This window comes from Luteimonas panaciterrae (assembly GCF_020511115.1).
In the GTDB taxonomy this organism is placed as follows: Bacteria; Pseudomonadota; Gammaproteobacteria; order Xanthomonadales; family Xanthomonadaceae; genus Luteimonas; species Luteimonas panaciterrae.
Window position 1 is genome coordinate 777,926 of sequence record NZ_JAJAVH010000001.1, and the last position, 25,713, is coordinate 803,638.

The 25,713-nt window shown below is 65.7% G+C and carries 25 protein-coding genes and 2 pseudogenes; 23 read left to right on the forward strand and 4 right to left on the reverse strand.

The features are described 5' to 3' along the window. The first annotated feature begins 230 nt into the window (after positions 1-230). The 6 genes from rpe to LG367_RS03455 all read left to right on the forward strand — a co-directional run bounded on the left by rpe (position 231) and on the right by LG367_RS03455 (position 5,976). Complete coding sequence (gene rpe / locus LG367_RS03430) at positions 231-905, forward strand: ribulose-phosphate 3-epimerase (protein WP_226467800.1); 675 nt, start codon at positions 231-233, stop codon at positions 903-905. Between the two features lie 28 nt (positions 906-933). Then, on the forward strand, positions 934-1,686 hold the full coding sequence (locus LG367_RS03435) for an AAA family ATPase (protein ID WP_226467801.1): 753 nt from the start codon (positions 934-936) through the stop codon (positions 1,684-1,686). 128 nt (positions 1,687-1,814) lie between these two features. Further along, on the forward strand, positions 1,815-2,288 hold the full coding sequence (gene rraA, locus LG367_RS03440; protein WP_226467802.1) for a ribonuclease E activity regulator RraA: 474 nt from the start codon (positions 1,815-1,817) through the stop codon (positions 2,286-2,288). Between the two features lie 170 nt (positions 2,289-2,458). After that, positions 2,459-3,391 (forward strand): lipid kinase YegS, encoded by a 933-nt coding sequence (gene yegS / locus LG367_RS03445; RefSeq protein ID WP_226467803.1) that lies wholly within the window; start codon positions 2,459-2,461, stop codon positions 3,389-3,391. 255 nt (positions 3,392-3,646) lie between these two features. Further along, on the forward strand, positions 3,647-5,122 hold the full coding sequence (trpE, locus tag LG367_RS03450) for an anthranilate synthase component I (protein ID WP_226467804.1): 1,476 nt from the start codon (positions 3,647-3,649) through the stop codon (positions 5,120-5,122). A gap of 86 nt (positions 5,123-5,208) precedes the next feature. Next, positions 5,209-5,976, forward strand: a complete 768-nt coding sequence (locus LG367_RS03455) for an SIMPL domain-containing protein (RefSeq protein ID WP_226467805.1) — start codon at positions 5,209-5,211, stop codon at positions 5,974-5,976. A gap of 21 nt (positions 5,977-5,997) precedes the next feature. Here LG367_RS03455 and LG367_RS03460 read toward each other — a convergent pair whose 3' ends face one another. Next, complete coding sequence (locus LG367_RS03460; protein WP_226467806.1) at positions 5,998-7,158, reverse strand: FAD-dependent oxidoreductase; 1,161 nt, start codon at positions 7,156-7,158, stop codon at positions 5,998-6,000. A gap of 204 nt (positions 7,159-7,362) precedes the next feature. Between LG367_RS03460 and LG367_RS03465 the strand changes: the two genes are divergently transcribed. The 15 genes and pseudogenes from LG367_RS03465 (at position 7,363) to LG367_RS03535 (ending at position 22,014) form a co-directional block, all read left to right on the forward strand. Then, a complete protein-coding gene (locus LG367_RS03465; protein ID WP_226467807.1) occupies positions 7,363-7,569 on the forward strand; it encodes a hypothetical protein in 207 nt (68 codons plus the stop codon). A gap of 248 nt (positions 7,570-7,817) precedes the next feature. After that, a complete protein-coding gene (locus tag LG367_RS03470) occupies positions 7,818-8,048 on the forward strand; it encodes a hypothetical protein (protein WP_226467808.1) in 231 nt (76 codons plus the stop codon). A 136-nt stretch (positions 8,049-8,184) separates the two neighbouring features. Continuing rightward, the gene (locus tag LG367_RS03475; protein ID WP_226467809.1) at positions 8,185-8,868 is read left to right on the forward strand and encodes a response regulator transcription factor; all 684 of its coding nucleotides are present in this window, start codon (positions 8,185-8,187) and stop codon (positions 8,866-8,868) included. A 13-nt stretch (positions 8,869-8,881) separates the two neighbouring features. After that, positions 8,882-10,315, forward strand: coding sequence for a sensor histidine kinase (locus LG367_RS03480; protein ID WP_226467810.1), 1,434 nt, complete (start codon positions 8,882-8,884; stop codon positions 10,313-10,315). 102 nt (positions 10,316-10,417) lie between these two features. Beyond that, positions 10,418-10,996 carry an anthranilate synthase component II gene (locus LG367_RS03485; protein WP_226467811.1) on the forward strand — a complete coding sequence of 193 codons (579 nt, stop codon included), beginning with the start codon at positions 10,418-10,420 and terminating at the stop codon, positions 10,994-10,996. 8 nt (positions 10,997-11,004) lie between these two features. Continuing rightward, positions 11,005-12,036, forward strand: a complete 1,032-nt coding sequence (trpD, locus tag LG367_RS03490; RefSeq protein ID WP_226467812.1) for an anthranilate phosphoribosyltransferase — start codon at positions 11,005-11,007, stop codon at positions 12,034-12,036. Between the two features lie 10 nt (positions 12,037-12,046). Then, positions 12,047-12,412, forward strand: a complete 366-nt coding sequence (locus tag LG367_RS03495; RefSeq protein WP_226467813.1) for an antibiotic biosynthesis monooxygenase family protein — start codon at positions 12,047-12,049, stop codon at positions 12,410-12,412. Positions 12,413-12,466: 54 nt separating this feature from the next. Further along, the gene (locus tag LG367_RS03500) at positions 12,467-13,315 is read left to right on the forward strand and encodes a cyanophycinase (RefSeq protein ID WP_226467814.1); all 849 of its coding nucleotides are present in this window, start codon (positions 12,467-12,469) and stop codon (positions 13,313-13,315) included. Between the two features lie 20 nt (positions 13,316-13,335). Beyond that, the gene (locus LG367_RS03505) at positions 13,336-13,902 is read left to right on the forward strand and encodes a hypothetical protein (RefSeq protein WP_226467815.1); all 567 of its coding nucleotides are present in this window, start codon (positions 13,336-13,338) and stop codon (positions 13,900-13,902) included. A gap of 16 nt (positions 13,903-13,918) precedes the next feature. Continuing rightward, complete coding sequence (cphA, locus tag LG367_RS03510; protein ID WP_226467816.1) at positions 13,919-16,726, forward strand: cyanophycin synthetase; 2,808 nt, start codon at positions 13,919-13,921, stop codon at positions 16,724-16,726. 481 nt (positions 16,727-17,207) lie between these two features. Further along, a pseudogene (locus tag LG367_RS18735) lies at positions 17,208-17,531 on the forward strand (endonuclease domain-containing protein); the annotation flags it as partial. 171 nt (positions 17,532-17,702) lie between these two features. Then, entirely contained in the window at positions 17,703-19,166 is a 1,464-nt protein-coding gene (locus LG367_RS03520; RefSeq protein ID WP_226467975.1) for a Mur ligase family protein, read from the forward strand. Between the two features lie 9 nt (positions 19,167-19,175). Beyond that, positions 19,176-19,982: pseudogene (trpC, locus tag LG367_RS03525) on the forward strand (indole-3-glycerol phosphate synthase TrpC); the annotation flags it as partial. Positions 19,983-20,135: 153 nt separating this feature from the next. Next, positions 20,136-20,876 (forward strand): haloacid dehalogenase-like hydrolase, encoded by a 741-nt coding sequence (locus LG367_RS03530; protein WP_425490904.1) that lies wholly within the window; start codon positions 20,136-20,138, stop codon positions 20,874-20,876. Between the two features lie 115 nt (positions 20,877-20,991). After that, complete coding sequence (locus LG367_RS03535) at positions 20,992-22,014, forward strand: bifunctional helix-turn-helix transcriptional regulator/GNAT family N-acetyltransferase (RefSeq protein ID WP_226467817.1); 1,023 nt, start codon at positions 20,992-20,994, stop codon at positions 22,012-22,014. Here the strand turns inward: LG367_RS03535 and LG367_RS03540 are convergent. Together LG367_RS03540 and crp are read right to left on the reverse strand one after the other, a co-directional pair. Then, complete coding sequence (locus LG367_RS03540; RefSeq protein WP_226467818.1) at positions 22,011-22,481, reverse strand: GNAT family N-acetyltransferase; 471 nt, start codon at positions 22,479-22,481, stop codon at positions 22,011-22,013. The genes LG367_RS03535 and LG367_RS03540 overlap by 4 nt on opposite strands. Positions 22,482-22,488: 7 nt before the next feature. Further along, complete coding sequence (crp, locus tag LG367_RS03545) at positions 22,489-23,181, reverse strand: cAMP-activated global transcriptional regulator CRP (protein ID WP_226467819.1); 693 nt, start codon at positions 23,179-23,181, stop codon at positions 22,489-22,491. Positions 23,182-23,311: 130 nt separating this feature from the next. Between crp and speD the strand changes: the two genes are divergently transcribed. After that, positions 23,312-24,103 (forward strand): adenosylmethionine decarboxylase, encoded by a 792-nt coding sequence (gene speD / locus LG367_RS03550; protein ID WP_226467820.1) that lies wholly within the window; start codon positions 23,312-23,314, stop codon positions 24,101-24,103. A gap of 232 nt (positions 24,104-24,335) precedes the next feature. On the opposite strand, the gene coq7 is transcribed toward speD, so the two are convergent. Continuing rightward, the gene (gene coq7 / locus LG367_RS03555; protein ID WP_226467821.1) at positions 24,336-24,983 is read right to left on the reverse strand and encodes a 2-polyprenyl-3-methyl-6-methoxy-1,4-benzoquinone monooxygenase; all 648 of its coding nucleotides are present in this window, start codon (positions 24,981-24,983) and stop codon (positions 24,336-24,338) included. 298 nt (positions 24,984-25,281) lie between these two features. Between coq7 and rplM the strand changes: the two genes are divergently transcribed. Next, positions 25,282-25,710: a 50S ribosomal protein L13 gene (gene rplM / locus LG367_RS03560; protein WP_226467822.1), complete on the forward strand. Its 429-nt coding sequence runs from the start codon at positions 25,282-25,284 to the stop codon at positions 25,708-25,710. Positions 25,711-25,713: the final 3 nt, after the last annotated feature.

The following is a 25,713-nucleotide window of genomic DNA, read 5'->3' on the forward strand; positions in this document are numbered from 1 at the left end:
CCCCCGTCTGAGTTTCAGTTAGTGATATCTGATTCCTTGAATGATCGGGCCGGTGTTGTCATGGCCGTCATTACGGATCGCACTCTCGCTCGGGGATGGATGCCAAAAGGATTCATTCAAGGCGATGGTTATCGCATCTACGAGTATGATTTCTTGGAGTGAGTACTGCTGCTCGTCCAATACCTGGCTCTGCATTAACGCTTACCGCCGTTTAACAACATAGAAAGAACATGCAACCCACTGTCATCGCCCCCTCCATCCTCTCGGCCAACTTCGCCCGCCTCGGCGAAGAAGTCGACAACGTCCTCAAAGCCGGCGCCGACTGGGTGCATTTCGACGTGATGGACAACCACTACGTGCCCAATCTCACCATCGGACCGGTGGTGTGCGAGGCGTTGCGCAAGCATGGCGTCACCGCGCCGATCGACGTGCATCTGATGATCGAGCCGGTGGACCGCATCGTGCCCGACTTCGCCAAGGCCGGCGCCAGCCTGATCAGTTTCCATCCGGAAGCCAGCCGGCACGTGCATCGCACGATCCAGCTGATCAAGTCGCAGGGCTGCCAGGCCGGGCTGGTGTTCAATCCGGCAACCTCGCTCGACGTGCTCGATTACGTGCTGGAAGACCTCGATCTGGTGCTGCTGATGTCGGTGAACCCGGGTTTCGGCGGCCAGGCGTTCATTCCCTCGGCGCTCGACAAGCTGCGTCACGTGCGTGAGCGCATCGACGCCAGCGGCAAGCCGATCCGGCTGGAAATCGATGGCGGCGTGAAGACGGACAACATCGCCGAGATCGCGCGCGCCGGTGCCGATACCTTCGTCGCCGGCTCGGCGATCTTCGGCCATCCCGATTACGCTCGGATCATTCGCGACATGCGCGACGCAATCGCGAGCGTGCGCGCGTAGCGCGCACGGGCTCCCGCCCACCACGGCGATGCGCGCACTCGATGCCGAGCATTACGTGCTGGACGTCCAGCTGCGCCGCGAGCGGGTGCCTTCGTTCGATCGCTATCCGTTCTCGCTGCCGGCGCTGAGGCACTTCGAACGCCTGGAGCTGCATCCGGCGGTCACGTTCGTGGTCGGCGAGAACGGAAGCGGCAAGTCCACGCTGCTGGAAGGCATCGCGGCCGCCTGGGGATTCAATCCGGAAGGCGGCACGAAGAATTTCCGTTTCTCCACCCGCGCATCGCATTCGGAATTGCATGAGCATTTGCGGTTGGGCAAGAGTTATCGCCGTCCGAAGGATGGGTTTTTCCTGCGGGCGGAGAGCTTCTTCAACGTGGCCACGGAGATCGAGGAACTGGATCGCGGGCCGGGTGGTCCGCCGATCATCGACTCCTATGGCGGGCAGTCCCTGCACGACCAGTCGCATGGTGAATCCTTCTTCGCGCTGATGACGCATCGCTTCGGCGGCCACGGCTTCTACGTGCTCGACGAGCCGGAAGCCGCGCTGTCGCCGGCGCGACAGCTGGCGATGCTGCGGCGTCTGCACGAACTGGTGCAGAAGAAGTCGCAATTCGTCATCGCCACCCACTCACCGATCCTGATGAGCTATCCGGATGCGTGGATCTACCAGATCGATGAAGGCGGCCTGTCGCGCGTGGCCTATCGCGACACGGAGCATTACGAACTGACGCGGGCGTTCTTGAACAGCCCGGAAAGCTTCCTGCGCGGGTTGCTGGAGTAATTGGGCGAAACGGCGCCATCACCGGCAACCTGCTTCCATTCCGCGAGATCGCAGCGATATTCTTCCGCCATGCCCAGAGACTTCGAGAATCGCAGCCCGAACGACATCGCTCACATGCGGGGGCGCGCATGAGCACCTGTGACCTGTGCGATGCCCACGAAGACGCCGTGCGCGTGCTCGACCTGCCGCTGCGCGATTTTGGAGGGCGGATCGCCTTCTCCGGTCAGGTCAGCACGATCAAGGTGCTGGAAGACAACTCGAAGGTGCGCGAGGCCGTGGCCGAAGCAGGGCAGGGGCGCGTGCTGATGATCGACGGCGGCGGTTCGCTGCGGCGTTCGATGCTCGGCGATCTGCTGGCCGAGAAGGCGGTGGCCAGCGGCTGGTCCGGCGTGGTGGTGATCGGCGCGATCCGCGACAGCGCGGCGATCGCGAAGCTCGATCTCGGTGTAAAGGCGCTCGGCACCTGCCCGCGCAAGACCGATAAGCGCGATCAAGGATTGCGCGATGTGCCGCTGGAAATCGGTGGCGTCGCGGTCAGGCCGGGCGACTGGCTGTACGCCGACGAGGATGGCGTGATCGTCGCCGAATTCCCCCTGACCTGACCGCGCTCCTCCGGAAATATTGGAGGCAATCCCGCCTCCGCCCGTCGTCCCTGCTATGGCCTTCCATGCTCCTGGTTTGAAATGACGGGGGCATGACAGCTGCGTTGGAGCGTTCATTTTGCGGACCCGCGACCCTGTTAGCGTGTCGGTTTTGCAGATCGCATCACAACATGACTGCTCCGCGCTGGCGCCTGGTCCTCAATGGAAAATCCGCGGGAGACGACGCGCTCCGTGCCGCGGTCGCGGCGATGCGCGCGCGCGGCATCACGCTGGATGTGCGCGTGACGTGGGAGGGCGGCGATGCTGAGCGTTATGTCGCCGAAGCCATCCAAGAAGGCGTGGATGTCATCATCGCGGCCGGCGGCGATGGCACGTTGAGCGAAGTCGCCACCACGCTCGCGCATCGCGAGGAAGCGGCAGACGCGTTGCCGTCGCTAGGGCTGGTCCCGATGGGCACGGCGAACGATTTCGCCACGGCGGCCGCGCTGCCGACCCAGCCGTTGTCCGCATTCGAACTCATCCAGGCGCGGCCTCCGCATCTGGTCGATCTGCTGCGCCTGGATGCACATGGCACACCGCACTGGGCGGCCAATCTCGCCAGCGGCGGCTTCGGCACGCAGGTCACGATCGAAACCCACGAAGGGCTGAAGAAGCTGCTCGGCGGGCTGGCGTATTTCATCACTGGAATCTCCAAGCTCGGGCGTATCGAACCGATCTCGGCGCGCATCGAAGGGCCGGAATTTTCCTGGGAAGGCGCCTTCATCGCGCTTGGCATCGGCAACGGACGGCAGGCCGGCGGCGGCCAGGCGCTGTGCCCGGATGCGCGTATCGACGACGGCCTGCTGGATCTGACCATCGTGCCCGAGTTGTCGGGCGAGGTCGCCGCCACGTTCGGCACGATGTTGACCGAAGGCAAGCATGCCGCGCTCGACCGGGTGGCGATTCGCGCCCAGCTGCCGCGGATCGAAATCGAAGCGCCGCAGCCGTTCGTGCTCAACCTCGACGGCGAGCCGGTGACCTCCACGCGTTTTCACATCGAATGCGTGCCGCGGCGGCTGCGCATGCACCTGCCCGCGGATTGCCCAATGCTGGGCGATTCCTAGGCCAGAACCAGAAGATGTCATCCCGGCTTGGCCAGTCATCCGGCTGTTAAAAACCGCTGGAATGACAAAAACAAAGGAGCGGAAGCTCGTCAACAGGCTCCCGGTGGCCGGCTCCACGCAAAGGCGGAAGACCAGCTATATTTGCCGCCATGCGTTTTCGTTCGGCTCCGCGATTCCTGTTCCCCGACCTGGGTTGGCGATGGCGGCCGCATGCCCGCATCGCTACCGCCCGTCCGCTTCGCCAGGAATCACCGCGTGACCACGCCAGAACTGTTCCAACGCTACGCCGCTGAAGGCCATACCCGCATCCCGGTGGTGCGCGAGGTACTGTCCGATCTCGACACGCCGCTCTCGGTCTACCTGAAACTCGCCGATGGCCCCTACACCTATCTGTTCGAGTCGGTGGAAGGCGGCGAGCGCTTCGGCCGCCATTCGATCATCGGCCTGCCGGCGACCAAGGTATACGCCTTCCGCGGCCACACGCTGAGCGTGAGCGAGCTGGGTGAGGTGGTGGAGACGCGCGAGGTCGACGATCCCTTTGCCGAGGTCGAGCGCCTGCGCGCCGGGCATTCGGTGCCGAAGCTCGAAGGTCTGCCGGGTTTCACCGGTGGCCTGGTCGGCTGGTTCGGCTTCGAGTGCATCGGTTACATCGAATCGCGGCTGGCAGGTGGTGATAAGCCCGATGAACTCGGCACGCCCGACATCCTGCTGATGCTCAGCGACGAAGTCGCGGTGTTCGACAACCTCAAGGGCCGTCTGTACCTCATCGTCCACGCCGACCCGCGCGAGCCGCAGGCCTGGGCGCGCGCGAATCGTCGTCTCGACACGCTCGCGCACCGCCTGCGCCATGCCGGCGCTGGCTATCCGGAAACGCTGGTGCCGGCGGCGATCGACGAGAGCGATTTCCGCTCCTCGTTCACGCGCGAGGAATACGAGAACGTGGTGCGCAAGGCGCAGGAGTACATCCGCGCCGGCGACATCTTCCAGGTGGTGCCGTCGCAGCGGCTGAGCGTGCCGTTCCAGGCGCGGCCGGTGGACGTGTACCGGGCGCTGCGTGCGCTCAATCCCTCGCCGTACATGTATTTCATCGATGTCGGCGGCACGCAGGTGGTGGGGTCGTCGCCGGAAATCCTGGCGCGCTTGCAGGATGGAGTCGTCACCGTTCGCCCGATCGCAGGCACGCGCCGCCGCGGCAAGACGGTGGAAGAGGACAACGCGCTCGAAGCGGAGCTGCTGGCCGATCCGAAGGAGCGCGCCGAGCACCTGATGCTGATCGACCTGGGCCGCAACGACGTCGGCCGCATCAGCGAATCGGGCAGCGTGCAGGTCGGCGAGCAGTTCGTGATCGAACGCTACAGCCACGTCATGCATATCGTCAGCGAGGTGACCGGGAAGCTGAAGCCGGGGCTGAGCTACGCCGATGTGCTGCGCGCGACGTTCCCGGCCGGCACCGTCAGCGGCGCGCCGAAGATTCGCGCGCTGGAGATCATCCGCGAGCTGGAGCCGGTGAAGCGCAACATCTATTCCGGCGCTGTCGGCTACATCGGCTGGCACGGCGATGCCGACACCGCGATCGCCATCCGCACGGCGGTGATCCAGGGCGGACGCCTGTACGTGCAGGCCGGTGGTGGCGTGGTGTACGACTCCGATCCCGGCGCGGAATGGGAGGAGACGATGAACAAGGGGCGGGCGCTGTTCCGGGCGGTGGCGGAGGCGGCGAAGGGGTTGTAACGCCAATTTTGTGGATCATTAACCCCCATGACGGGGTTGAAACGTTGCAAGGGAAAGATGCAATCACATTGGTTGGGGAGAACCGCATGATCCACAGAATTCTGGCCGTCCTGTTGCTGTCATCCGTGGCGGGAGGCGCTTTCGCGCAAGTGAATGCTTTGCCGCCGACGCGGCACATCCTCGTGTACGGAGAAGCGCAGGCAAGGGCGATCCCGGATCGGTTCAAGATCGAGGTGAAGTTTTCCGTGCTTGATGCCAAGGCCGACGTGGCGCGCGCCAAGGTTGAGGATCATCTTCAGGACACGATCTCGAAGCTGAAACAGGCATCCGTACCGAATAGTGAGATCGTTGCGACCTCGCTGCAGATCGAGCCGGAGAACGAGTACGACCAGGAACAGCGCAAGCAGGTATACAAGGGCATCCGGGTGATGCGGAATCTGTCCGCGCGCTTCGCCGATCAGGCGGGACTGAGAAAATTCCTGGCGGCGCTGGTCACGTCCCAGGAAGTTCAGGTCTCCGGCGTCAGCACGGAGCTGAGTTCAGAACCTGCGTTGAAGCGGCAGCTCAGACAGAAAGCCATCGAATCGACCCGGGAAAAAGCGGAAGTGATCGCCAAGTCTTACGGAGTCCGCTTGGCAGGGCTTTACAGCGTGTCCGACACGGCGCCGCAGTTCTCGTACGGCATCGTCGAAGGAACTTGGCCGACGATGTACCAATGGAGTGCCGGGGGAACACTGGATCGGATCGAGCTGACCGGGTCAGCAGCGGCTGCAGCTGCGGCTCCGGAATCCTTCCAGACCGGCTATGTGCAATTTCAGGACAAGATCTATGCGGTCTTCCTGATCGGGGATTGAGTCAGCGATCAGGTTGGTTTGTTAGGCTTTCCAGTCGAACAATCGTCGATGTCCTTCCAGGATCTCCGCTGATTTCGCGGGGTCGGGCACGGTCGACCACTCACCACGCTCGTGCGTCCCGCCAAGCTGGATGCCATCGCGCCGCGGAAACATGTAGAAGCGTCCGGCGATGGTGGCGTAGTCGATCTCCGGCTGTGGCACCAGCACGGTCAGCTGGCCCTTGATCGGCAGCATGGTGTCGTCCTTGAACAGATCGCGCGCGCCGAGGCCGGTGCAGTTGAGCACGACCGGTTCCGCCAGCGCGGCGACTTCCTCGACGCCGCGAAACTCGCGCACGACGATGCGCCCGCCGGCGATGCGGAACGCATCCATCATCGCCGGCAGATAGATCGTCGGTTCGATGATCATCGTCTGGATTTCGTGCAGGTAGCGACCGCCGAACGGATGCGTGCCGGGCGCGTGCGTGCGGGTGCGGAACAGTTCCGGCGTCTGTCCCCAGTCCCAGCCGGGCGTGAATTCGGTTTTTTGCGAGACGAAATACAGCGGCATCCAGCGGATGCCGTAGTGCTCGCCCGGCAGCAGCTGGAAGCGGCGATTGGCGAAGCGCGCGGCACGCGCCAGCCGCGCGCCGAATTCCGGGGTGCGGTATTCGCGATCGAGCAGTGAACTCGGCCCCCATTGCGCGCCGGCGATGTTCGAGACGGTGTCCGGCGGCAATTCGCGCGTGTAGATCACGACATCGAAGCCGTGATCCTGCAGCAGCCGCGCAGTGGCGAGTCCGACCGCGCCGCAACCGAGCACGGCGGCGCGCCGTTCGGGCTGTGCGAGCGCATGTTCGAGCGCGAGTTCGGCGGTACCCCAGGACAGCGTGACGCCGCAGCCGCCATGACCGTAGTTGTGGATCACCAGCTTGTCGCCGATGCGTTCGGGTTCGACACGGAAGCCGGCGGGGCGGAACGGGCGCAGCCCAGCCACTTCACGCACGACCAGCGCTTCCTCCACCTGCAATCGCGGCAATACCAGCCGCGAATCGCGCACGATCGGCCTGGCGACGCGAGTCGCGCATCCGGGCAAGGCCAGCGCGGCGGAGGCGCCCAGCGCGGCCTTGAGCAACAGGCGGCGCATCTGCGATGGCGCCGGATGGCGCAGGCGGTCGATCGTGACGAGATCGGGCTCGGGCATGGGGAACTCGGTCGGCGATTCGGTCGTTAGCTTAACCGGAGCGGGTTTTCGGGCCGTTTAAGCCGCGATTCGCGGCTTCCGGTTCCTAAATTTTTCTTCATGTTGCCGACATCTCGACGCCAGTGCCGTGGGCGCAGGCTGTAACCATCGCAACACGGCCACATCGCCGATGCGATCCACCCAATCATCCGAGGAGTCGATGTCATGAGTATCCGTCCTATCGCCGCACTGCTGGCCGCCACCTTCGCGCTCGCATCGGCCGGCGCCTTCGCGCAGGACAATGCGTCCAGTTCCACCACGCCGGCGACCAAGAGCGCCAGCGCTGCGCCGGCCAAGAAGGTCGTCAAGAAGCATCACCGCCAGGCCAAGAAGACGGCTGCCGCCAGCACCAGCGCGCCGAAGACGAACTGATCGGTAGCGGTTTTGGGCGCGGCGGGAATCCTTCTGGTCGAGCGTTCTGGAATCCCGCCGCGCCCTGTCTGACGCACCGGGGCATGCGTTTTGAGTTCCACGTCGTTTCAAGTTCCACGTCGTTTGCGTCCCGCCACGCCCCAGGCGGGACGTTTTTCCCAGCTTTGCGTCGATCCGGATCGGTGCCGAATCCAGCGTGATCAACCACGATCGGGCTCCGGCTCCGGCGGATCGCACAGGAGAGTTCCATGCGTTTCGTCGGCCGCACCCTGCTGGCGGCGGCGATGGTGGTCGCGGCAAGCAGTGCCGTCGCGGTCGCCGTGCCCGCCACTCCCGCACCGACCGCGGTGAAGCAGACGCATCCGGCACGGACCTGCCTGAAGCGCAGCAAGCTCGGCCGCTGCGAACGATGGTCGCAGACGGTCAGACACAAGGCGCCGACATCGACTGCGACCACCGATGGGCGGCACGAACACTGAGGCCGGCGTTCGCGAATCCCCGCGCAGGCCCTCGTCTCCCCAGCCCACGCCTCTCCCTTCGTGGGCCCATGCTCCGCCGGTTCAGACCGGCGGAGTATTCTTTTTCGACAGCCCGAGGCCGGCCATCGAACCCATCATGCGCATCCTGCTCGTAGAGGACGACCCCCACACCGCAGGTTTCATCGGCAAGGGACTGCGCGAGGACGGCCACAACGTCGATCACGCCGACAACGGCAAGGACGGGCTGTTCTACGCCACCACCGAGACCTACGACGCCATCGTCCTCGATCGCATGCTGCCGCAGCTCGACGGCCTCACCGTGCTGCGCACGCTGCGCGGCGCCGGCAACCGCACGCCGGTGCTGTTGCTGACCGCGCTGGGCGACGTCGATCATCGTGTTGAAGGCTTGCGCGCCGGGGCCGACGACTATCTGGTCAAGCCCTTCGCCTATGCCGAGCTGAGCGCGCGCCTGGATGGCCTGGCCCGTCGTGGCAATGGTCGCGAGGTGGGTGCCGGCGAAACCACGAAGCTGCGCGTCGGTGATCTCGAACTCGACCTGCTCAAGCGCGTCGCCGTGCGCGCCGGAAAACCCATCGAACTGCAGCCGCGCGAATTCCGCCTGCTCGAATACCTCATGCGCCACGCCGGGCGCGTGGTGACGCGCACGATGTTGCTGGAAGCGGTCTGGGACTATCACTTCGATCCGCAGACCAACGTCATCGACGTGCATATCAGCCGCTTGCGGCAGAAGATCGATCAGGGCTTCGTCACGCCGCTGCTGCATACCGTGCGCGGCGCCGGCTATCGGCTGGAAGCCTAGGAGCCGCCGCCGGATGGCCAGAACGCGGGCCGGACTGCGAGCGCTGACGCTGCGTTCGACAAGCGCCAGATTGGCGATCGTGGTGGCGTCGTCGTTCCTGATCGCGTTCGTCGTGCTGGGCGGCGGCGTGTATTTCACCGTCTCGGCCCTGCTCAACAACGATGCGCGCGAAGTGGTGCGCGCCGAGGCCGGCGGATTGATCGCCACGTATCGTCAGTCCGGGCGCGACGGCTTGCTCGCGGAAGTGCGCCGGCGCGTGGCCGCGCCCGATGATCCCGACACGGTCTATGCCCTGGTCGCGGGCGATGGCCGCATGCTGGCCGGCAGCTATGCGCATCTGCCGTTCCGGCATGACATGCACCCACGCGCCGGGCACGACTGGATCGAATTCCACGACAGCACCACCGACGGCGCACCGCGCGTGCTCGCCTATCTGGTGCGCTTGCCGGATGGCGAGATGCTGCTGACCGGGTTGCGCACGCGTTCGGAAGACGGCTTCCTGTCGTTGATGCTCAACGCCGCATGGGTCGCGTTGCTTGTGGCCACGGCGTTGGGTGCGCTGGTCGGCTGGTTCACCGCGCGCTGGGTGTCGCGGCGTTTGCGCAATCTCGACGCGACCGCCGCGCGCGTGGGCGCGGGCGCGGGCGAGCTGGGCCTGCGCGCGCCGGTCGACGGCAGCGACGACGCCTTCGACCGGCTCTCGCACCGCTTCAATGCCATGCTCGACCGCATCGAGGAACTGCTGGACGGCGTGCGCCACGCCACCGACCACATCGCACACGACCTGCGCACGCCGCTCACGCGCCTGCGCAATCAGCTCGAGCAATTGCGCGAACGCGCGATGGCGCACGATGCCGCCGGCAATGCCGCGCCGGAACTCGACGCCGCCATCACCGAGAGCGAGCAGCTGCTGCAGTCTTTCGGCGCGCTGCTGCGGCTGGCGCGGATCGAGGCGCAGCCGGTGCTGGGCCGGGCTTCTTCCGAGCAGGCGTCCTCGGAAGCCGCGCAACCGGTCGATCTGCAAGCGTTGTCGCGCGATGCGCTGGAGATGTACGCCCCGATCGCCGCGCAGCGCGGCATCACGCTGCACGACCACACCGCGCCAGTGCGAGTCCGTGGCGATGCCGATCAGTTGTTCCAGCTGCTGGTCAACCTGCTCGACAACGCCATCAAGTTCGCGCCGGAAGCCAGCGCCGTCGACGTCTCCGCCTCGGCCGTGGGCAAGGTCGCGCGCCTGGAAATCGCCGATCACGGACCCGGTATCGCCGAGGCCGACCGCCAGCGCGTGCTCGACCGCTTTGTCCGCCTGGAAGCCCATCGCGGCTCGCCCGGTACGGGGCTCGGGCTGAGCCTGGTGCGCGCCATCGCCCGGCGCCACGATGCGCGCATCGAACTGCTCGACAACGCGCCGGGCTTGCGGGTGCGGATCAGCTTCCCGCAGGCCTGACCCGGAGCCGCCACGGCGCCGAAAAAAGCGCCAGGGATGTGCGTTTTTCGGCGACCTGATAGATTGCACGTCCCCCCGACGGCACGCGCCGCTGGAGCCGCCGTGCTCTTGATGATCGACAACTACGACTCCTTCACCTACAACCTCGTCCAGTACCTGCAGACGCTGGGCGCCGAGGTGAAGGTGGTGCGCAACGACGAATTGTCGGTGGCGCAGATCGACGCGCTGCAGCCCGAGCGCATCGTGATCTCGCCCGGGCCGCGCACGCCGAACGAGGCGGGCGTTTCGCTGGACGTGATCCGCGAACTCGGGGCGCGCGTGCCGATCCTCGGCGTCTGCCTCGGCCATCAGAGCCTGGGGCAGGCCTACGGCGGTCACGTGATCCGCGCCGGAAAGATCATGCACGGCAAGACCTCGCGCATCCGCCACGAAGGCAAGGGCGTGTTCGCCGGCCTGCCGGACGGTTACGAGGCCACGCGTTACCACTCGCTGGTGGTGGACAAGCAATCGGTGCCCGACTGCCTTGAAGTGACGGCCTGGACCGATCACGAGGACGGCTCGATGGAAGAGATCATGGGACTGCGCCACCGCGAATATCCGGTGCAGGGCGTGCAGTTCCATCCGGAGTCGATCCTGACCGAGCACGGCCACGCCTTGCTGAAGAATTTCCTGCAGGCGTGAGGAAGACCATGCCCATCACGCCCCAGGAAGCCCTGCAGCGCACCATCGAGCATCGCGAGATCTTCTTCGACGAGATGGTCGAGCTGATGCGGCAGATCATGCGCGGCGAGGTGTCGCCGACGATGACGGCCGCGATCCTCACCGGCCTGCGCGTGAAGAAGGAGACGATCGACGAGATCGCCGCGGCGGCGATGGTGCTGCGCGAGTTCTCGCGCAAGGTGGATGTGGCCGACAGGACGAACCTGATCGACATCGTCGGCACCGGCGGCGACGGTGCGCACACGTTCAACATTTCCACCGCCTCGATCTTCGTGGTCGCGGCGGCGGGCGCGCGCGTGGCCAAGCATGGCAATCGCAGCGTGTCCTCCAAATCCGGCAGCGCCGACGTGCTGGAAGCGCTGGGCGCGAAGATCGAGCTGCAACCCGAGCAGGTGGCGCATTGCATCGAGACTTGCGGCATCGGCTTCATGTTCGCGCCGATCCATCATCCGGCGATGAAGGTGGTGGCGCCGGTGCGCAAGGAGATGGGCGTGCGCACGCTGTTCAACATCCTCGGACCGCTGACCAATCCGGCCGGCGCGCCCAGCATCCTGATGGGCGTGTTCCATCCCGATCTGGTCGGCATCCAGGTGCGCGTGCTGCAAGCGCTGGGCGCGCAGCGCGCGCTGGTGGTGTGGGGGCGCGACGGCATGGACGAACTGTCGCTCGGCGCGGCCTCGCTGGTCGGCGAACTGCGCGACGGCGTGGTGCGCGAGTACGAAGTGCATCCGGAGGATTTCGGCATCAGCATGGCGGCCAGCCGCAACCTGCGTGTCGAGAATGCGGATGCCTCCAAGGTGATGCTGCTCGATGCGCTCGCCAACAAGCCGGGGTTGCCGCTGGAGATCGTCGCGCTCAACGCCGGTGCCGCGCTCTTTGCCGCAGGCATCGCCGATTCCATCGCCGACGGCATCGCGCGCGCGCGCGATGCGATCGCTTCCGGCGCGGCGATGGCCAAGCTGACGCAATTCGTCGAGACCACGCGCGCGCTGGCCGCGTGAGGAGCGGAGCATGAGCGGACACACCGACGAGCCGTTTGCGGCGCTGCCCGCGCCGCCGTACTACGCCGTCATTTTCAGTTCGAGCCGTCGCGAAGGCGACAACGGCTACGACGAGACCTCCGATCGCATGGTCGAACTCGCGCGGCAGCAGCCGGGCTTCCTCGGCGTGGAATCGACGCGCGGCGAGGACGGCTTCGGCATCACCGTCGCTTACTGGGAAAGCGAGGAGGCGATCAAGGCCTGGCGCCTGCACCTGGAACACACCGCCGCGCGCGAACGCGGCCGCGCCGACTGGTATCGGCACTTCGAAGTCCGCATCGCCAAGGTCGAGCGGGCCTATGGCTGGGATCAGGGGACTGGCTACCGCCGCGGGTGAGCCAAGCGCCCGGCGTGCTATTTTGCCGCCAGCAAATACGAGAGTTCAGGTTGCATGTGTCCGAGTAGAGTCGCCGAAGGCGAAGAGCGCGGCTGGATCATTCCCATCGGCGGCGCCGAAGACAAGGAGATGCGGCGACGCATCCTCAAGCGCTTCGTGCAGCTGTGCGGCGGCCGCGACGCCGACATCGTCGTCATTCCCACCGCCAGCCGCCTGCCGGACACCGGCACGCGCTATCAGGAACTGTTCGGCCGGCTCGAGGCCGGACGCGCCACCGCGCTGGAGATCCACGATCGCGCCGACAGTCAGAAGGACGAATTCCTGCGCCGCATCGAGGAAGCCAGCGGCGTGTTCTTCACCGGCGGCAACCAGCTGCGCATCTCCACGATCATCGGCGGCACCCCGACCGCGCAGCTGATCCGTGCCCGCAATGCCGCCGGCGTGCACGTGGCCGGCACCAGCGCCGGCGCCAGCATCCTCAGCGAACACATGATCGCCTTCGGCAAGGAAGGCTCGTCGCCTCGCGCCGGCAGCGTGCGCCTCGCGCCGGGTCTGGGCCTGACCAATCGCTTCATCATCGACCAGCACTTCCGCCAGCGCGACCGCCTCGGCCGCCTGGTCGCCGCGCTCGCCTACAACCCCTTCGCCATCGGCATCGGATTGGACGAGGACACCGCCGCCTTCATCGGCCCGGACAATACCTTGGAAGTGGAGGGCAGTGGCGCGGTCACCGTGGTCGACGCCGGTGGGTTGTCGTTCTCCTCGATGGCGGAGGTGAGCCAGAGCCAGCCGGTGTGCCTGCTGGGGCTGACCGTGCATATCCTGGTGCAGGGGGCGACGTTCAATTTGAAGACGCGGCAGGCATCGGCGGGGGCGTTGGCTCCGAGCGAGAAGGGCGAGTAGGCATGCGAGCCTTGGTAGGCATGGTGGTGCTGTTCCTTGGGGCGATGCCGGCGCATGCGCAGCAGGAAGCCGAGGCGGCGCAGTCCCAGATCGGTTGGGTTCGCTACCAGTGTGGGCCGCACGCGGTTGAGCTGTTTTTCAACAAGACGGATAGCGAACCAGCCAAGGCTTGGGAAACGGTCGAGATCATCGATGCGGCTGGGCTGGTGACCTATGGTGAAAAAGACGACAAGGGCGATGTCCGGCGCACGGGAAGCCGAGAGTTACTGCGTCGATGCGGCCCGTATACGATCCGTTTTCGTGGAGGCTTCTACAATGCCAACCCGCAAGGGGAGCTTGGGGCGGCTGAAGATTATCCATTGATCGAAATCCTCGAAGGGGAACGATCAATTGCGGGTCCGATCGCGATGGGGAGTTGTAATGCGATGATTGGTCGCGAAAGCGCCATGGCTGAGTGTCCACGCAACTGGGCATCGCGCATTCAAGTTCTTTTTCCCTCTAAATCACAACCTGCTCTTCTGTCTCTTGATCACGAATACCAAGATTCCCGATCGATTCCTGAAAAGTCAGACCTAATCGACAAATAACCACTGCGAGGAACTTATGCGCATCCTCAACCGAAATGTTTACGTCGGCCCCTCGTTGTATGCGCATTTCCCAGTCATCCGGCTTGAGCTGGATCTGGGCCGGCTAGAGGATTGGCCGACTGCTAAACTCGGCCCCGCCTTCATCGACGGCCTGGTCGCCGCACTCCCAGGCCTGAACGAACACGGCTGCTCCTACCGCGAACCCGGTGGCTTCCTGCGCCGCATGCGCGAGGGCGAGGGCACCTGGCTCGGGCACGTGCTGGAGCACGTCGCTATCGAATTGCAGAACGTGGCCGGCGAGCATGTCACCTTCGGCAAGACGCGTAGCATTTCCGACGATCGTCCCGGTGTGTATTCGGTGGTGTACGAGTACGCGCAGAAGGAAGAAGGCATCGCCGCGGGCGAGTTGGCGTTGAAGCTGCTGAATTCGCTGCTGCCGGAAGAACTGCGTACGCCCGGCAGCGTGCCGGAAGACTGGAATTGGGAAGCCGCGCGCGACGATTTCATCCGCTATGCACAGCGCCGCGCATTGGGTCCGTCGACGGCTTCGCTGGTGCGCGCCGCGGAAGAACGCAACATTCCCTGGCTGCGGCTGAATCAACAATCGCTGGTGCAGTTCGGCCACGGCAAGTATCAGCAGCGCATCCAGGCCACGGTGACCGGCAAGACACCGCACATCGCGGTGGAGCTGGCCAGCGACAAGGAGGAGACGAACAAGATCCTCGCCTCGCTCGGCCTGCCGGTACCGCGTCAGGAACTGGTCACCAGCCAGACCGATGCGCTCAAGGCCGCGCGCAAGCTCGGGGGGCCGGTGGTGCTGAAGCCGTACAACGGCAATCACGGCCGCGGCATCACCATCAACATCACCGAGGACGACGAAATCCGCGAGGCCTTCAACGCCGCGCGCGAGCATTCGCGTTCGGTGATCGTGGAAACCTTCCAGACCGGCGACGACCATCGCCTGCTGGTGGTCAACGGCGAACTGATCGCGGCGACCCGGCGCACACCCGGCCACGTCGTCGGCGACGGCGAGCACACCATCGCGCAGTTGGTTGAAATCGTGAATCAGGACCCGCGCCGCGGCGTCGGTCACGAGAAGGTTCTCACGCGCCTGGAACTCGACGCGCAGGCCAATCTGATGATGGAGCGCGCCGGTTTCACCGCCGACTCGGTGCCGATGAAGGGCGAGCGCGTCTATCTGCGCTCCACCGCGAATCTGTCGACGGGCGGCACCGCCACCGACGTCACCGACATCATTCATCCCGACAACCGCGACATGGCGGTGCGCGCGGTGCGCGCGATCGGGCTCGACGTCGGCGGCGTGGATTTCATCTCACCCAATATCGCCGAGAGCTACAAGGCGATCGGCGGCGCGATCTGCGAGGTCAACGCCGCGCCGGGTTTCCGCATGCATGTGGCGCCGAGCGAAGGCACGCCACGCGATGCGGCCGGGCCGGTGATCGACATGCTGTTCCCGCCCGGCACGCCCTCGCGCGTGCCGATCGCGGCGGTCACCGGCACCAACGGCAAGACCACCACGGCACGCATGCTGGCGCACATCGCCAAGATGAGCGGGTATACGCCGGGGCTCACCACCACCGATGGCGTCTACATCGACGGGCAGCGCACCGTCGAGGGCGACATGACCGGTCCGGTGTCGGCGCGCATGGTGCTGTCCGATCCGCACATCGATCTGGCAGTGCTGGAAACCGCGCGCGGCGGCCTGCTGCGAGCGGGCATGGGCGTGCGCCACGTCGATGTCGGCGCGGTGATCAATATCGCCTCCGATCATCTCGGCCTGAAGGGCATCGATACGCTGGAGCAGCTGGCCGAGATCAAGCGCGTGGTGGTGGAAGTCGCCACCGAATGCGCGGTGCTCAACGCCGACGATCCTAACGTGCTGAAGATGTCGGCCTACACCGACGCCAAGACCATCTGCTATGTGACGATGAATCCCTCGCACACGCTCGTGCGTGAGCACATCCGCGCGGGCGGACGCGCCTGCGCGCTCGAGGGCGGCGTCAACGGCCACATGATCACGCTCTACGACAAGGGCGGCCATATTCCACTGATGTGGACGCATCTGATCCCGGCCACGCTGGAAGGTCGCGCGCTGCACAACGTGCAGAACGCGATGATCGCCGCGGCCATGGCATTTTCGCTCGGCATCAAGCTCGATGCGATCCGGCAGGGACTGCGCACCTTCGACACCACGTTCTATCAGGTGCCGGGACGCATGAACCTGTTCGAGGAGCATCCGTTCAAGGTGCTGATGGACTACGGCCACAACGCGCACGCGGTCGGCATCATGGCCGATCTGGCGCAGCGTCTGGACGTGAGCGGGCGCCGCATCGTGGTGCTGGCGGGGCCAGGCGATCGGCGCGACGAGGATCTGCGGGCGATCGCGGCGGCGACGGCGGGCAAGTTCGACCACTACATCGTGCGTCGCGACGATGCCTTGCGCGGCCGCGATGGCGACGAGGTGCCGCGCATCATCGCCGAGGCCCTGCGCGCGAATGGCGCATCGGAGGATGCGATCTCGGTGATCCCCGACGAGCAGCAGGCGGTGGATGCCGCGCTGCGCATGGGCAGCAGCGGCGATCTGGTGCTGATCTTCGCCGACGCGCTCACGCGCACGTGGAAGCAGATCACCAAGTTCAAGCCGGATGGCGAGACACCGAAGCCGAGCGCGAAAGTCGATTTGCCAGCGCTGGCGGGACAGGCGCTTTCGGAGCAGGCGCTGGACGAATCCGCGCTCGCTACGATGCAGGGCGTTGTGCGCGACGAACGTGGTCTGGTCTTTGAGCGAGAAGAAAGCGACTAGAGGGTCTACTGACATACGCGAAGCAGGCCGCGCCGGACAGAGGGCGCGCAATGCGGCGTCATCGCTCGGTTGCGTATCGGCATACGCGCCCTCACTCTTCCTTGCCTTGCACACCCTCTGCCCGGCGCAACCTACTTCGCATATGCCAACAGACCCTCATCCCGTGCAGGAACCGTTCGAGGATTCACGCCGGCTGACCGGCTGCAACGTCTATTTCGCGGATACCGGCGCGGCGCTGGAGGCCACGCGTGGTGTCGATGACGCGGCGCTCGAACGCTGGCGCGTCAATGTCATCCGCGCTCGTGATGTGCTTGGCTGGCCGCAGGCCGACATCGTCGTGCGCCAGCATCGCAGCGGTGCCTCGCTGGCATTCGCAGCGCCATTGGACCGGCTCTACGCGGCGACCGAGGTGAACGAATGGGCATGGTGGGCGGCAATCGCTTCTCCCTTCTCCCGCCGGGAGAAGGTGGCCGAAGGCCGGATGAGGGCGGGAGAATCGTCGGCCGGTGCAAGTTCCAGGAAAAAGCTGCCCTTCGACGAGGAAACTCTCTCTTTCGTGAGGGGGCTCAGGAAGGAATCCACGGATCCGGAAAGGATCATCTGGTCCTTCTTGCGCGATCGCCGCTTGCACAAGCAGAAATTCCGCCGGCAGAAATCGTTGGGCCCCTATGTCTTGGATTTCTATTGCCACGAATTGAAGCTGGCGATTGAGTTGGATGGCGGGCAGCACAATCAAGATCAGTATCGACAACATGATGAACAGCGGGATGCCTATGTCTTGAGGCAGGGAATCCAGACGCTGCGCTACTGGAATCATGACGTGCTGGTCCGGACGGAAGACGTCTTGGCAGATCTCTGGGAGCGGGTGCATGCATTAATAAGCGGCTCTGCGTCCGGAAAGTCCCTTCCCTCATCCGTCTCCGCGCTGCGCGCGAAGCCACCTTCCCCCGGAGGGGGAAGGGAAGATCAGGGGCTTTTGTATGCACCGGGACATGCGGCGGTGTGGGATGAGGATTCGGCGCTGCACACCTTGCGCGCGGTCGCGGACGCGGAAGCAAGCCCGGCCTTGATCGCGCTGAGCAAAGCGGCGCGTGCGCACGATCTTCCGTTCTTGGCTGACGACGATGCCGTCTCCATCGGCGCGGGCGAAGATGGCCAGACCTGGGCGATCGATGCGTTGCCGAATGTCGATGCTGTCGAGTGGGAGGCGCTGCATGCCATTCCCGCCGCGCTGGTGACCGGTTCCAACGGCAAGACCACCAGCGTGCGCCTGATCGCGGCGATGACGCGCGCCCAGGGCTGGCCCACGGCGCACAGCTGCACCGACGGTGTGTATTTCGACGGGCAGGCATTGGAATCCGGCGACTTCTCCGGCCCGACCGGCGCGCGCACGGCCTTGCGTCAGCCGCGGGCGCAGGCCGCCGTGCTGGAAACCGCGCGCGGCGGCATGCTGCGGCGCGGGTTGGCGCTCTGTCATGCGAACGCGGCGCTGGTCACCAACGTCAGCGCGGATCATTTCGGTGAGTACGGTGTGCACGATCTCGCCGATCTGGCCGAGGTCAAGCTCACCGTGGCGCGCGCGATTCACGAGCATGGCGTGCTCGTGCTCAATGCGGACGATCCGCTGCTGGTGCGCAAATCGGAGACGTTGACTTGTCCGTTGGGCTGGTTCGCGCTCGATTTCGATGCTCCGCTGTTGGCCGCGCATCGCACGCGCATGGGCGCCACGTGCGGCGTGCGCGATGGTCGATTGCTGCTGTCGCGTGGCGAGGATGTCCACGATCTCGGCGCCATCGCGCAGATGCCGCTCACGCTCGACGGCCGCGCCGCCTACAACATCGCCAATATCGCGGGTGCCGTGCTGGTCGCGCAGGCGCTGGGTGTCGCCGCCGAAGTCATCGCCGGCGTGCTCGCGCGCTTCGGCCTCGCCCATGGCGACAATCCGGGGCGCCTGCAGCACTGGCGTTTCGGCGGCATGGACGTCTATCTCGATTACGCGCACAACCCGGACGGCCTGCGTGGCCTGCTCGATGCCATCGACGCGCGGCAACACGGCGGACGCTTCGCGATCATCCTCGGCCATGCCGGCAATCGCGAGGATGCCGATCTGCGCGCCGTGGCCGAGACGGCGGCCGCGTACCGGCCCGAGCTGGTGGTGCTGAAGGACATCGGCGGCTACGAGCGCGGTCGCGCGGCGGGCGAGATCGCCGCGATCATGCGGCCTGTGCTGCTGGCCGCGGGCGTCGAGGCCGCGGCGATCGAGATCGTGCTCGACGAAGTGGAAGCCGCCCGGCGTCCACTGCAATGGGCGCGGGACGGCGATCTGGTGGTGCTGCCGGTGCACGATCCGGCCGCGCGCGCGCAACTGGTCGCGCTGCTCGATACACTGCACGCTCGACAATGGCGCCCTGGAGAGCCATTGCCGCCGTCGCAGTCGTAGGAAAATGCAATGAACGTGGCCTCGCGCCCCGACGTGCTGCAGAAGATCCTGCAGCGCAAGACCGAAGAGATCGCTGAACGCTCCGCGCGAGTGCCCCTGCGCGAGTTGCAGGCGCGCGCGCGCGACCTCGCGCCCGCGCGCGGCTTCGCCAGGGCGATCGAAACGAAGATCGCCGCCGGTTCGCCCGCAGTGATCGCCGAGGTGAAGAAGGCCAGCCCGTCGAAGGGCGTGATCCGCGCCGATTTCGATCCGGAGGCGATCGCGCGCAGTTACGAAGCGGGTGGCGCGGCCTGTCTGTCGGTGCTGACCGACGTTGATTTCTTCCAGGGCGCGGACCTCTATCTGCAGCAGGCGCGCGCTGCTTGCGCGCTGCCGGTGTTGCGCAAGGATTTCACGGTCGATCCTTATCAGGTGACCGAGGCGCGCGTGCTCGGTGCCGACTGCATCCTGCTGATCGTCGCCGCGCTCGACGACGACCGCCTGGCGCGGCTATCGGAGCAGGCGCTGGAACTGGGCATGGACGTGCTGGTGGAAGTGCACGACCTCGACGAGCTGGAACGCGCCCTGCAGGTGCCGGCGCCGCTGCTGGGCATCAACAATCGCAATCTGCGCACGTTCGAGGTCTCGCTCGACGTGACGCTGTCACTGCAGCATGCGGTGCCGAGGGACCGCCGCCTCGTCACCGAAAGCGGCATCCTGGTGCCGGCCGACGTGAAGCTGATGCGCGATGCCGGCATCGACGCGTTCCTGGTCGGCGAGACCTTCATGCGCGATCCGGAGCCGGGCGAGGCGTTGCGCCGTCTGTTCTTCGATGCGGGCGAGGGCGGAGGCGGAGTTTCGGGCGGTGCGTCCGGCGTGGCGGCTTCTTTGGGTGTGGAAAGCGCGGTGGCGGATTCGGCCGCGGATGCCGGCGGCGATGTGCAAGATCCGCCGCCGACCCAAGCGCGGACGGCCGACGCTTCAACGGCGATGGAGGCGGGAACCACCCCGGCAACTCCGATGCCCGAGGGGCCGTTGGTCGTCTTCGACTTCGACCACACTCTCTACGACGGCGATTCCGGCGGCCATCTGTTCGCCTGGCTGATCCGCCGCAGCCTGTGGCGGACCGTGCTGGCGCTGTTGCTCACACCGCTGCTGGCGCCGCTGCTCGCCTTCCTGGCGACGCGACGCCGCGCCATCTCGGCTTACGTCTGGATCGGCACGGTCGGGCTGCATCGTCGACAGGATCTCAACGCGATGATCGACGCCTACGTCGCCGCGCATACCGCGAAGATCAAGGAACGCCTGCTGCCGGTCGCGCTCGATGTGCTGCATTCGCATCGCCAGCGCGGCGACAACGTGCTCATCGCCACCGGCGCGCCGCCGCGGCTGGCGCGCGCGATTCTCGGCTTCGTCGCGCACGAGGACGTGCCGGTGATCGGCACCATCGTGGGGCCGCGCCTCGGCGGCCTGGGCGCGTTGCGCCACTGCCATGCCGAGGAGAAGATGCGGATGATCCGCGAGGCGGGCTACACGGGCGAGATCGCGGCGGCCTATTCCGACAGCCGCGCCGATCTGCCGCTGCTGCGCGCCGCGCGCGGCCCGGTGGTGGTGAACCCGAAGGCGGGCGCCGTGGCGACGTTCCGGCGTGTACTGCCGCCGGGGACGCCAATCCTCAACTGGGGATGCGAAGGCCGGGCCGGGGAACTGGTCGGAACGGCGCTGGGATAAGCCGACACGCGGCGGCACGGGCCGACGGACGGTCCCGCTTTCTTCGCCATGAGGGTCTCGACAACGCGCTTCCGAACAGATACGTTAGTAGTTACACAAATACTTTCGTAAACCGATGACCTTCCTCGCCGAGCAGGGCGTCCTGGCCCTGGGCAGCCGCTTCAAGACGCTGAGCGACTATTTCTACGACGCCGCCGACGCGATCTATCGCGATCGCGGCATTACCCTGCAGGGGCGCTGGTTCCCCCTGGTCCGACTGCTGCACGAGCGCGGCCCGCTGTCGGTGACCGAGATCGCCGAGGTGATCGGGCAGACGCACTCGGCCGTCAGCCAGCTCGCCGCCAAGCTGATCGAAGGCGGTTGGCTGGAAGCCACCGGCGATGCCCGCGACCGCCGCCGTCGCACGCTGGCCTTGACCACCAAGGCCGAGGCCGAGGTGAAGGCGGCGCAGCCGGTGTGGGAGGCGATCCGGACCGAGCTGGAGCAGCGCCTCGCCGCTCAGGGCAGCGGCCTGATGCATGCGCTCTCGGTGTTGGAGGAGGATCTGGCGGCCCGGCCGGTGGCGGAGGCGGTGCTGGCGCGTTGCCGCACGGAAGCGGGCGCCGAGGTGCGCGTCGTGCCGTTCGTGCCCGCTCTGCGCGAGCATTTCTATCGGCTCAACGCCGAGTGGCTGAGCAAGTACTACCGCATCGAACCCATCGATCACGCTGTGCTGTCCGAGCCGGAGCGCACCATCCTGGAGCCGGGCGGTGTGATCCTCTTCGCGCTGCTCGGTGACGAAGTGGTCGGCACCTGCGCCCTGCTACGCGAATCACCAGGCGTGTACGAGCTGACCAAGATGGCGGTGACCGAGCGCCACCGCGGCCTCGGTATCGGCCGCAAGCTGATGGACGCGATGATCGGCGAGTACAAGCGTCTGCGCGGCACGGAGCTGTTCCTGGAATCGCACAGCGCGCTGCGTCCGGCGCTGAAGCTGTACGAGAGTGTCGGCTTCGAGATGCAGCCTGGCATCAAGCCCGGCTCGCATTACCAGCGCGCCGATGTCTACATGATCTATCGCGAACCGAAATCCGCCGGCGGCCGCGCGCGTGCGCGCAAGGGCGATGCCCGCGAAGATGGTGCTCGCGAAAGCGCTTAAGCGGCGCCCAGCCGCTTGATGAAACGCAACGTGCCGTCGCTGTAGCCGCAGGCCTTGTAGAACTCGTGCGCGTCCAGGCGCTGCGAGCCGCTGGTGAGTTCCAGTCGCGCGGCGCCGGCGGTGCGGGCGCGGCGTTCGGCTTCGCGCAGCAGCTGCCGGCCGAGGCCGCGGCCTTGCGCTTCGGCACTGACCACCAGCGCGGTGATGCGGCAAGTGGTGGTGTCCAGCGGCAGGTAGTACATGAAATCCAGGGCGATCAGCCCGCGCACCACGCCATCGACGCGCGCCACCACCAGGGCCTGGCGGTCATCGGCGAGGATGGTGTCGATGCGCTGCGCGGCGTCGCGGGTCTCGCAGGGATAGCCCATTTCCGACAGCAGCGCGGCGACGTCGTCGGCATCGATCAAGGACGCGCTGCGCAGATCGGCATCCGGCAATGGCCCGCGTGGCGCGAAAGGAGCGCCCATCAAATGGTTATCCGCGGGTGCCGTACAACACGATGGTCTTGCCGCGAGCGTGCAGCACGCCGTCGGCCTGCAGCTTCTTCAGCACGCGTCCGGCCATTTCGCGCGAGCAGCCGACCAGCCGCGCCAGCTCCTGCCGCGATACGCGCAGCTGGGTGCCTTGCGGATGGCTCATCGCCTCCGGCTCGCGGGTCAGGTCGTGCAGGGTGCGCACGATGCGGTCGGTGACGTCGAGGAAGGCCAGGCGCCCGGCCTTGCGGCTGGTGTCGAGCAGGCGGCGCGAGAGCTGCGCGCCGATCGCGTAGACGATCTGGGTGGCGTCGCCGTTCAAGGAGCCCTCGAACAGCTGATACAGGCGCTCGTAGCTGATCTCGGCCAGTTCGCACTGGGTGCGGGTGCGCAGGATCACCTCGCGCACGTCGGACTCGATGAACAAGCCCATCTCACCGACGAACTCGCCGGAGCCGAAGTAGCCGAGCACCAGTTCGCGGCCGTCGTCCTCCTCGGTGATGATGCTGACCGAGCCACTGACCACGTAGTAGAGCGTGCCGGCCGGATCACCGGGTCGGAACACGTCGGTACGGGGTGGGTAGCGACGACGATGGCAATGAGCGAGGAATCGCTCGATCGTGGAGCTGGACGGGGCCAGCGGATTCGAAGGTCGACGGAGAGGAGTAATCAAGGCCACGGAAGGTGATGTCATAGCGGTCAGAGCCGAGGATGTCGCCAAGAGTAGGCTCTCTCTGTTCATCCGGCAATCAGTCAGTCTCGCGACTGCCAAATACTTGGCGCATAATTCGTCTTTCGCACCACTTCCCCAGGGGACGACCGCCGTGGTCAAACCGTTGCCGCGCCTGAAGCTCCAAGGCTTCAACAACCTCACCAAGGCGCTGAGCTTCAACATCTACGACGTCTGCTACGCCGTCTCGGAGGACGAGCGTCAGCGTTATATCGAGTACATCGACGAGCAGTACGACGCCGATCGTCTCACACAGATATTGACGGACGTCGCGGAAATCATCGGCGCGAACATCCTCAACATCGCCCGGCAGGACTACGACCCGCAGGGCGCCTCGGTGACGATCCTGATCAGCGAACAGCCGGTGATCGAGAAGGCAGCCGCCAAGGGCGTGATCCCGGAGGCGGTGCTGGCGCACATGGATAAGTCGCACATCACCGTGCACACCTATCCCGAGACGCACCCCCAGCACGGCATCGCCACCTTCCGCGCCGACATCGACGTGGCCACCTGCGGCGTGATCTCGCCGCTGAAGGCGTTGAACTACCTGATCGAGAGCCTGGAGTCCGATATCGTCATCATGGACTACCGGGTGCGCGGCTTCACTCGCGACATTCGCGGCAAGAAGCACTACATCGACCACAAGATCAATTCGATCCAGGACTTCCTGGCGAAGAACATCCGCTCGCGCTACGAGATGTTCGACGTCAACGTCTATCAGGAAAACATCTTCCACACGAAGATGCATCTGAAGGATTTCGACCTCGATCAGTACTTGTTCGAGGAAAAGGCGAAGAACCTGTCGTTCAAGGACCGCATGAAGATCGAGGCGCTGCTCAAGCGCGAGATCGAAGAACTATTCCACGGGCGGAATCTGGTGGAATAAGCCAAACGGCGGGCCAAAACCCGCCGTTTTTGCGTCTTCTCGTCACTCCTGCACCGAAGCGCGCCGTCAGCGCGCTGAGACGGGGGTCACGTGCGGATTCTGTCCGTGCATGGCATCTCGTCATAGTTTCTCGGCATGGATGACCAGCCATTCGGCTGTTGAAAACCCCGCCTACGCGGGAATGACGAGCAAGAGCGGACGCGAGATGTGTTTCCGGTTTCCGGCTATGCGCTCACAGCCGATACGCCACCGTCTTCATGAACTTCGACGCCGCCGCCATGATCGACGGAATCGGCTGCGGCAAGACGCGCGCGCCCGCCTGTTCGGCATTGTCGGCATGGCGTGCCTCGTCTTCCTTCATCGTGGACAGGATCGCGCGGCTGCGCAGATCGGCCTCGGGCAGGATCTGCAGATGCTCGTCGAGATGCGCCTCGACCTGGCGCTCGGTCTCCACCACGAAACCGAGGTTCCAACCGTCGCCGCGCAGCCCGGCGAGCACGCCGATGGCATAGCTACCGGCATACCAGAGCGGGTTGAACAAGCTTGGACGACTGTCCAACTCTTCCAGACGATCGGCGCACCAGGCCAGATGATCGGTCTCCTCCTGCGCCGCCTCGAGCAGGTGCGCGCGGGTGGCCGGATCGCGGGCGACGCTGGCCTGTCCGACATACAACGCCTGGGCGCAGACCTCGCCAACGTGGTTGATACGCATCAGTCCGGCGGCGTGAAGGCGTTCGGTGGTGTCGAGTTCGACGTCCGGCGTGTCCCGTCCGGGATTCGGGCGGGCGGCGGGCGGGCGGCCAAACACCGTCTCCAGCGCGCGCTGGGTGTCGGTGAGGAAGCGGTCGATCGGCGTGTCGTGAGGGCGGGTCGCGGCCATGATTGGGTACGTCGGCGAAAGGGGAGGGGCGCTGCGCGGCGTGGAGGGCGGGTGCCCGGGCCTGGCGGAAGCAGCCGACGCCCCATTCTCGCCCCTGACCGGGCCGGCGGCCAGAGGGGCGCCGGCACGGGTTTCCGAGAGATTCCGGTGACTTGCGGCGCCCGGCGGCGGCCTGTATCATTTCGCCTCTTTCGTTCCGCGATTCCATGTGCGGGACACAACGCGCGGCGAAATTCCGCGGGCCGAGAGGCTCCCCCGGAATCAGCCCGACAATTCACCGAGAACCCAGAGTTTCGTCATGAAAACCTTCACCGCCAAGTCCGAGACCGTCCAGCGTGACTGGTACCTCGTCGACGCCACCGGCAAAACGCTGGGTCGTCTCAGCTCAGAGCTCGCCCGCCGTCTGCGCGGCAAGCACAAGCCCGTCTACACCCCGCACGTCGATACCGGCGACTACTTGGTCGTGATCAACGCCGAGAAGATCGTGGTGACCGGCAACAAGCTCGCCGACAAGCAGTATCACCGCTTCACCGGCTACGTCGGTAACCTCAAGACCGAGACGCTGGCCCAGGCGCTGGAGCGCCACCCGGAGCGCGTCATCGAAATCGCCGTCAAGGGCATGCTGCCGAAGAATCCGCTCGGCCGCGCGATGTACCGCAAGCTCAAGGTCTACAAGGGTTCCGAGCACCCGCACGCCGCTCAGCAGCCGCAAGTCCTGGATATCTAAGTC

What these genes read in the sequence shown, in the direction of transcription:
- rplM (WP_226467822.1), top strand. Translation starts at nt 25,282, where the DNA reads ATGAAAACCTTCACCGCCAAGTCCGAGACCGTCCAGCGTGACTGGTAC.
- LG367_RS03475 (WP_226467809.1), top strand. Translation starts at nt 8,185, where the DNA reads ATGCGCATCCTGCTCGTAGAGGACGACCCCCACACCGCAGGTTTCATC.
- LG367_RS03480 (WP_226467810.1), top strand. Translation starts at nt 8,882, where the DNA reads ATGGCCAGAACGCGGGCCGGACTGCGAGCGCTGACGCTGCGTTCGACA.
- LG367_RS03435 (WP_226467801.1), top strand. Translation starts at nt 934, where the DNA reads ATGCGCGCACTCGATGCCGAGCATTACGTGCTGGACGTCCAGCTGCGC.
- LG367_RS03505 (WP_226467815.1), top strand. Translation starts at nt 13,336, where the DNA reads ATGGTGGTGCTGTTCCTTGGGGCGATGCCGGCGCATGCGCAGCAGGAA.
- rpe (WP_226467800.1), top strand. Translation starts at nt 231, where the DNA reads ATGCAACCCACTGTCATCGCCCCCTCCATCCTCTCGGCCAACTTCGCC.
- yegS (WP_226467803.1), top strand. Translation starts at nt 2,459, where the DNA reads ATGACTGCTCCGCGCTGGCGCCTGGTCCTCAATGGAAAATCCGCGGGA.
- cphA (WP_226467816.1), top strand. Translation starts at nt 13,919, where the DNA reads ATGCGCATCCTCAACCGAAATGTTTACGTCGGCCCCTCGTTGTATGCG.
- LG367_RS03535 (WP_226467817.1), top strand. Translation starts at nt 20,992, where the DNA reads ATGACCTTCCTCGCCGAGCAGGGCGTCCTGGCCCTGGGCAGCCGCTTC.
- LG367_RS03455 (WP_226467805.1), top strand. Translation starts at nt 5,209, where the DNA reads ATGATCCACAGAATTCTGGCCGTCCTGTTGCTGTCATCCGTGGCGGGA.
- LG367_RS03460 (WP_226467806.1), bottom strand. Translation starts at nt 7,158, where the DNA reads ATGCCCGAGCCCGATCTCGTCACGATCGACCGCCTGCGCCATCCGGCG.
- LG367_RS03465 (WP_226467807.1), top strand. Translation starts at nt 7,363, where the DNA reads ATGAGTATCCGTCCTATCGCCGCACTGCTGGCCGCCACCTTCGCGCTC.
- LG367_RS03495 (WP_226467813.1), top strand. Translation starts at nt 12,047, where the DNA reads ATGAGCGGACACACCGACGAGCCGTTTGCGGCGCTGCCCGCGCCGCCG.
- coq7 (WP_226467821.1), bottom strand. Translation starts at nt 24,983, where the DNA reads ATGGCCGCGACCCGCCCTCACGACACGCCGATCGACCGCTTCCTCACC.
- LG367_RS03530 (WP_425490904.1), top strand. Translation starts at nt 20,136, where the DNA reads ATGGAGGCGGGAACCACCCCGGCAACTCCGATGCCCGAGGGGCCGTTG.
- trpD (WP_226467812.1), top strand. Translation starts at nt 11,005, where the DNA reads ATGCCCATCACGCCCCAGGAAGCCCTGCAGCGCACCATCGAGCATCGC.
- LG367_RS03540 (WP_226467818.1), bottom strand. Translation starts at nt 22,481, where the DNA reads ATGGGCGCTCCTTTCGCGCCACGCGGGCCATTGCCGGATGCCGATCTG.
- LG367_RS03470 (WP_226467808.1), top strand. Translation starts at nt 7,818, where the DNA reads ATGCGTTTCGTCGGCCGCACCCTGCTGGCGGCGGCGATGGTGGTCGCG.
- crp (WP_226467819.1), bottom strand. Translation starts at nt 23,181, where the DNA reads ATGACATCACCTTCCGTGGCCTTGATTACTCCTCTCCGTCGACCTTCG.
- rraA (WP_226467802.1), top strand. Translation starts at nt 1,815, where the DNA reads ATGAGCACCTGTGACCTGTGCGATGCCCACGAAGACGCCGTGCGCGTG.
- LG367_RS03500 (WP_226467814.1), top strand. Translation starts at nt 12,467, where the DNA reads ATGTGTCCGAGTAGAGTCGCCGAAGGCGAAGAGCGCGGCTGGATCATT.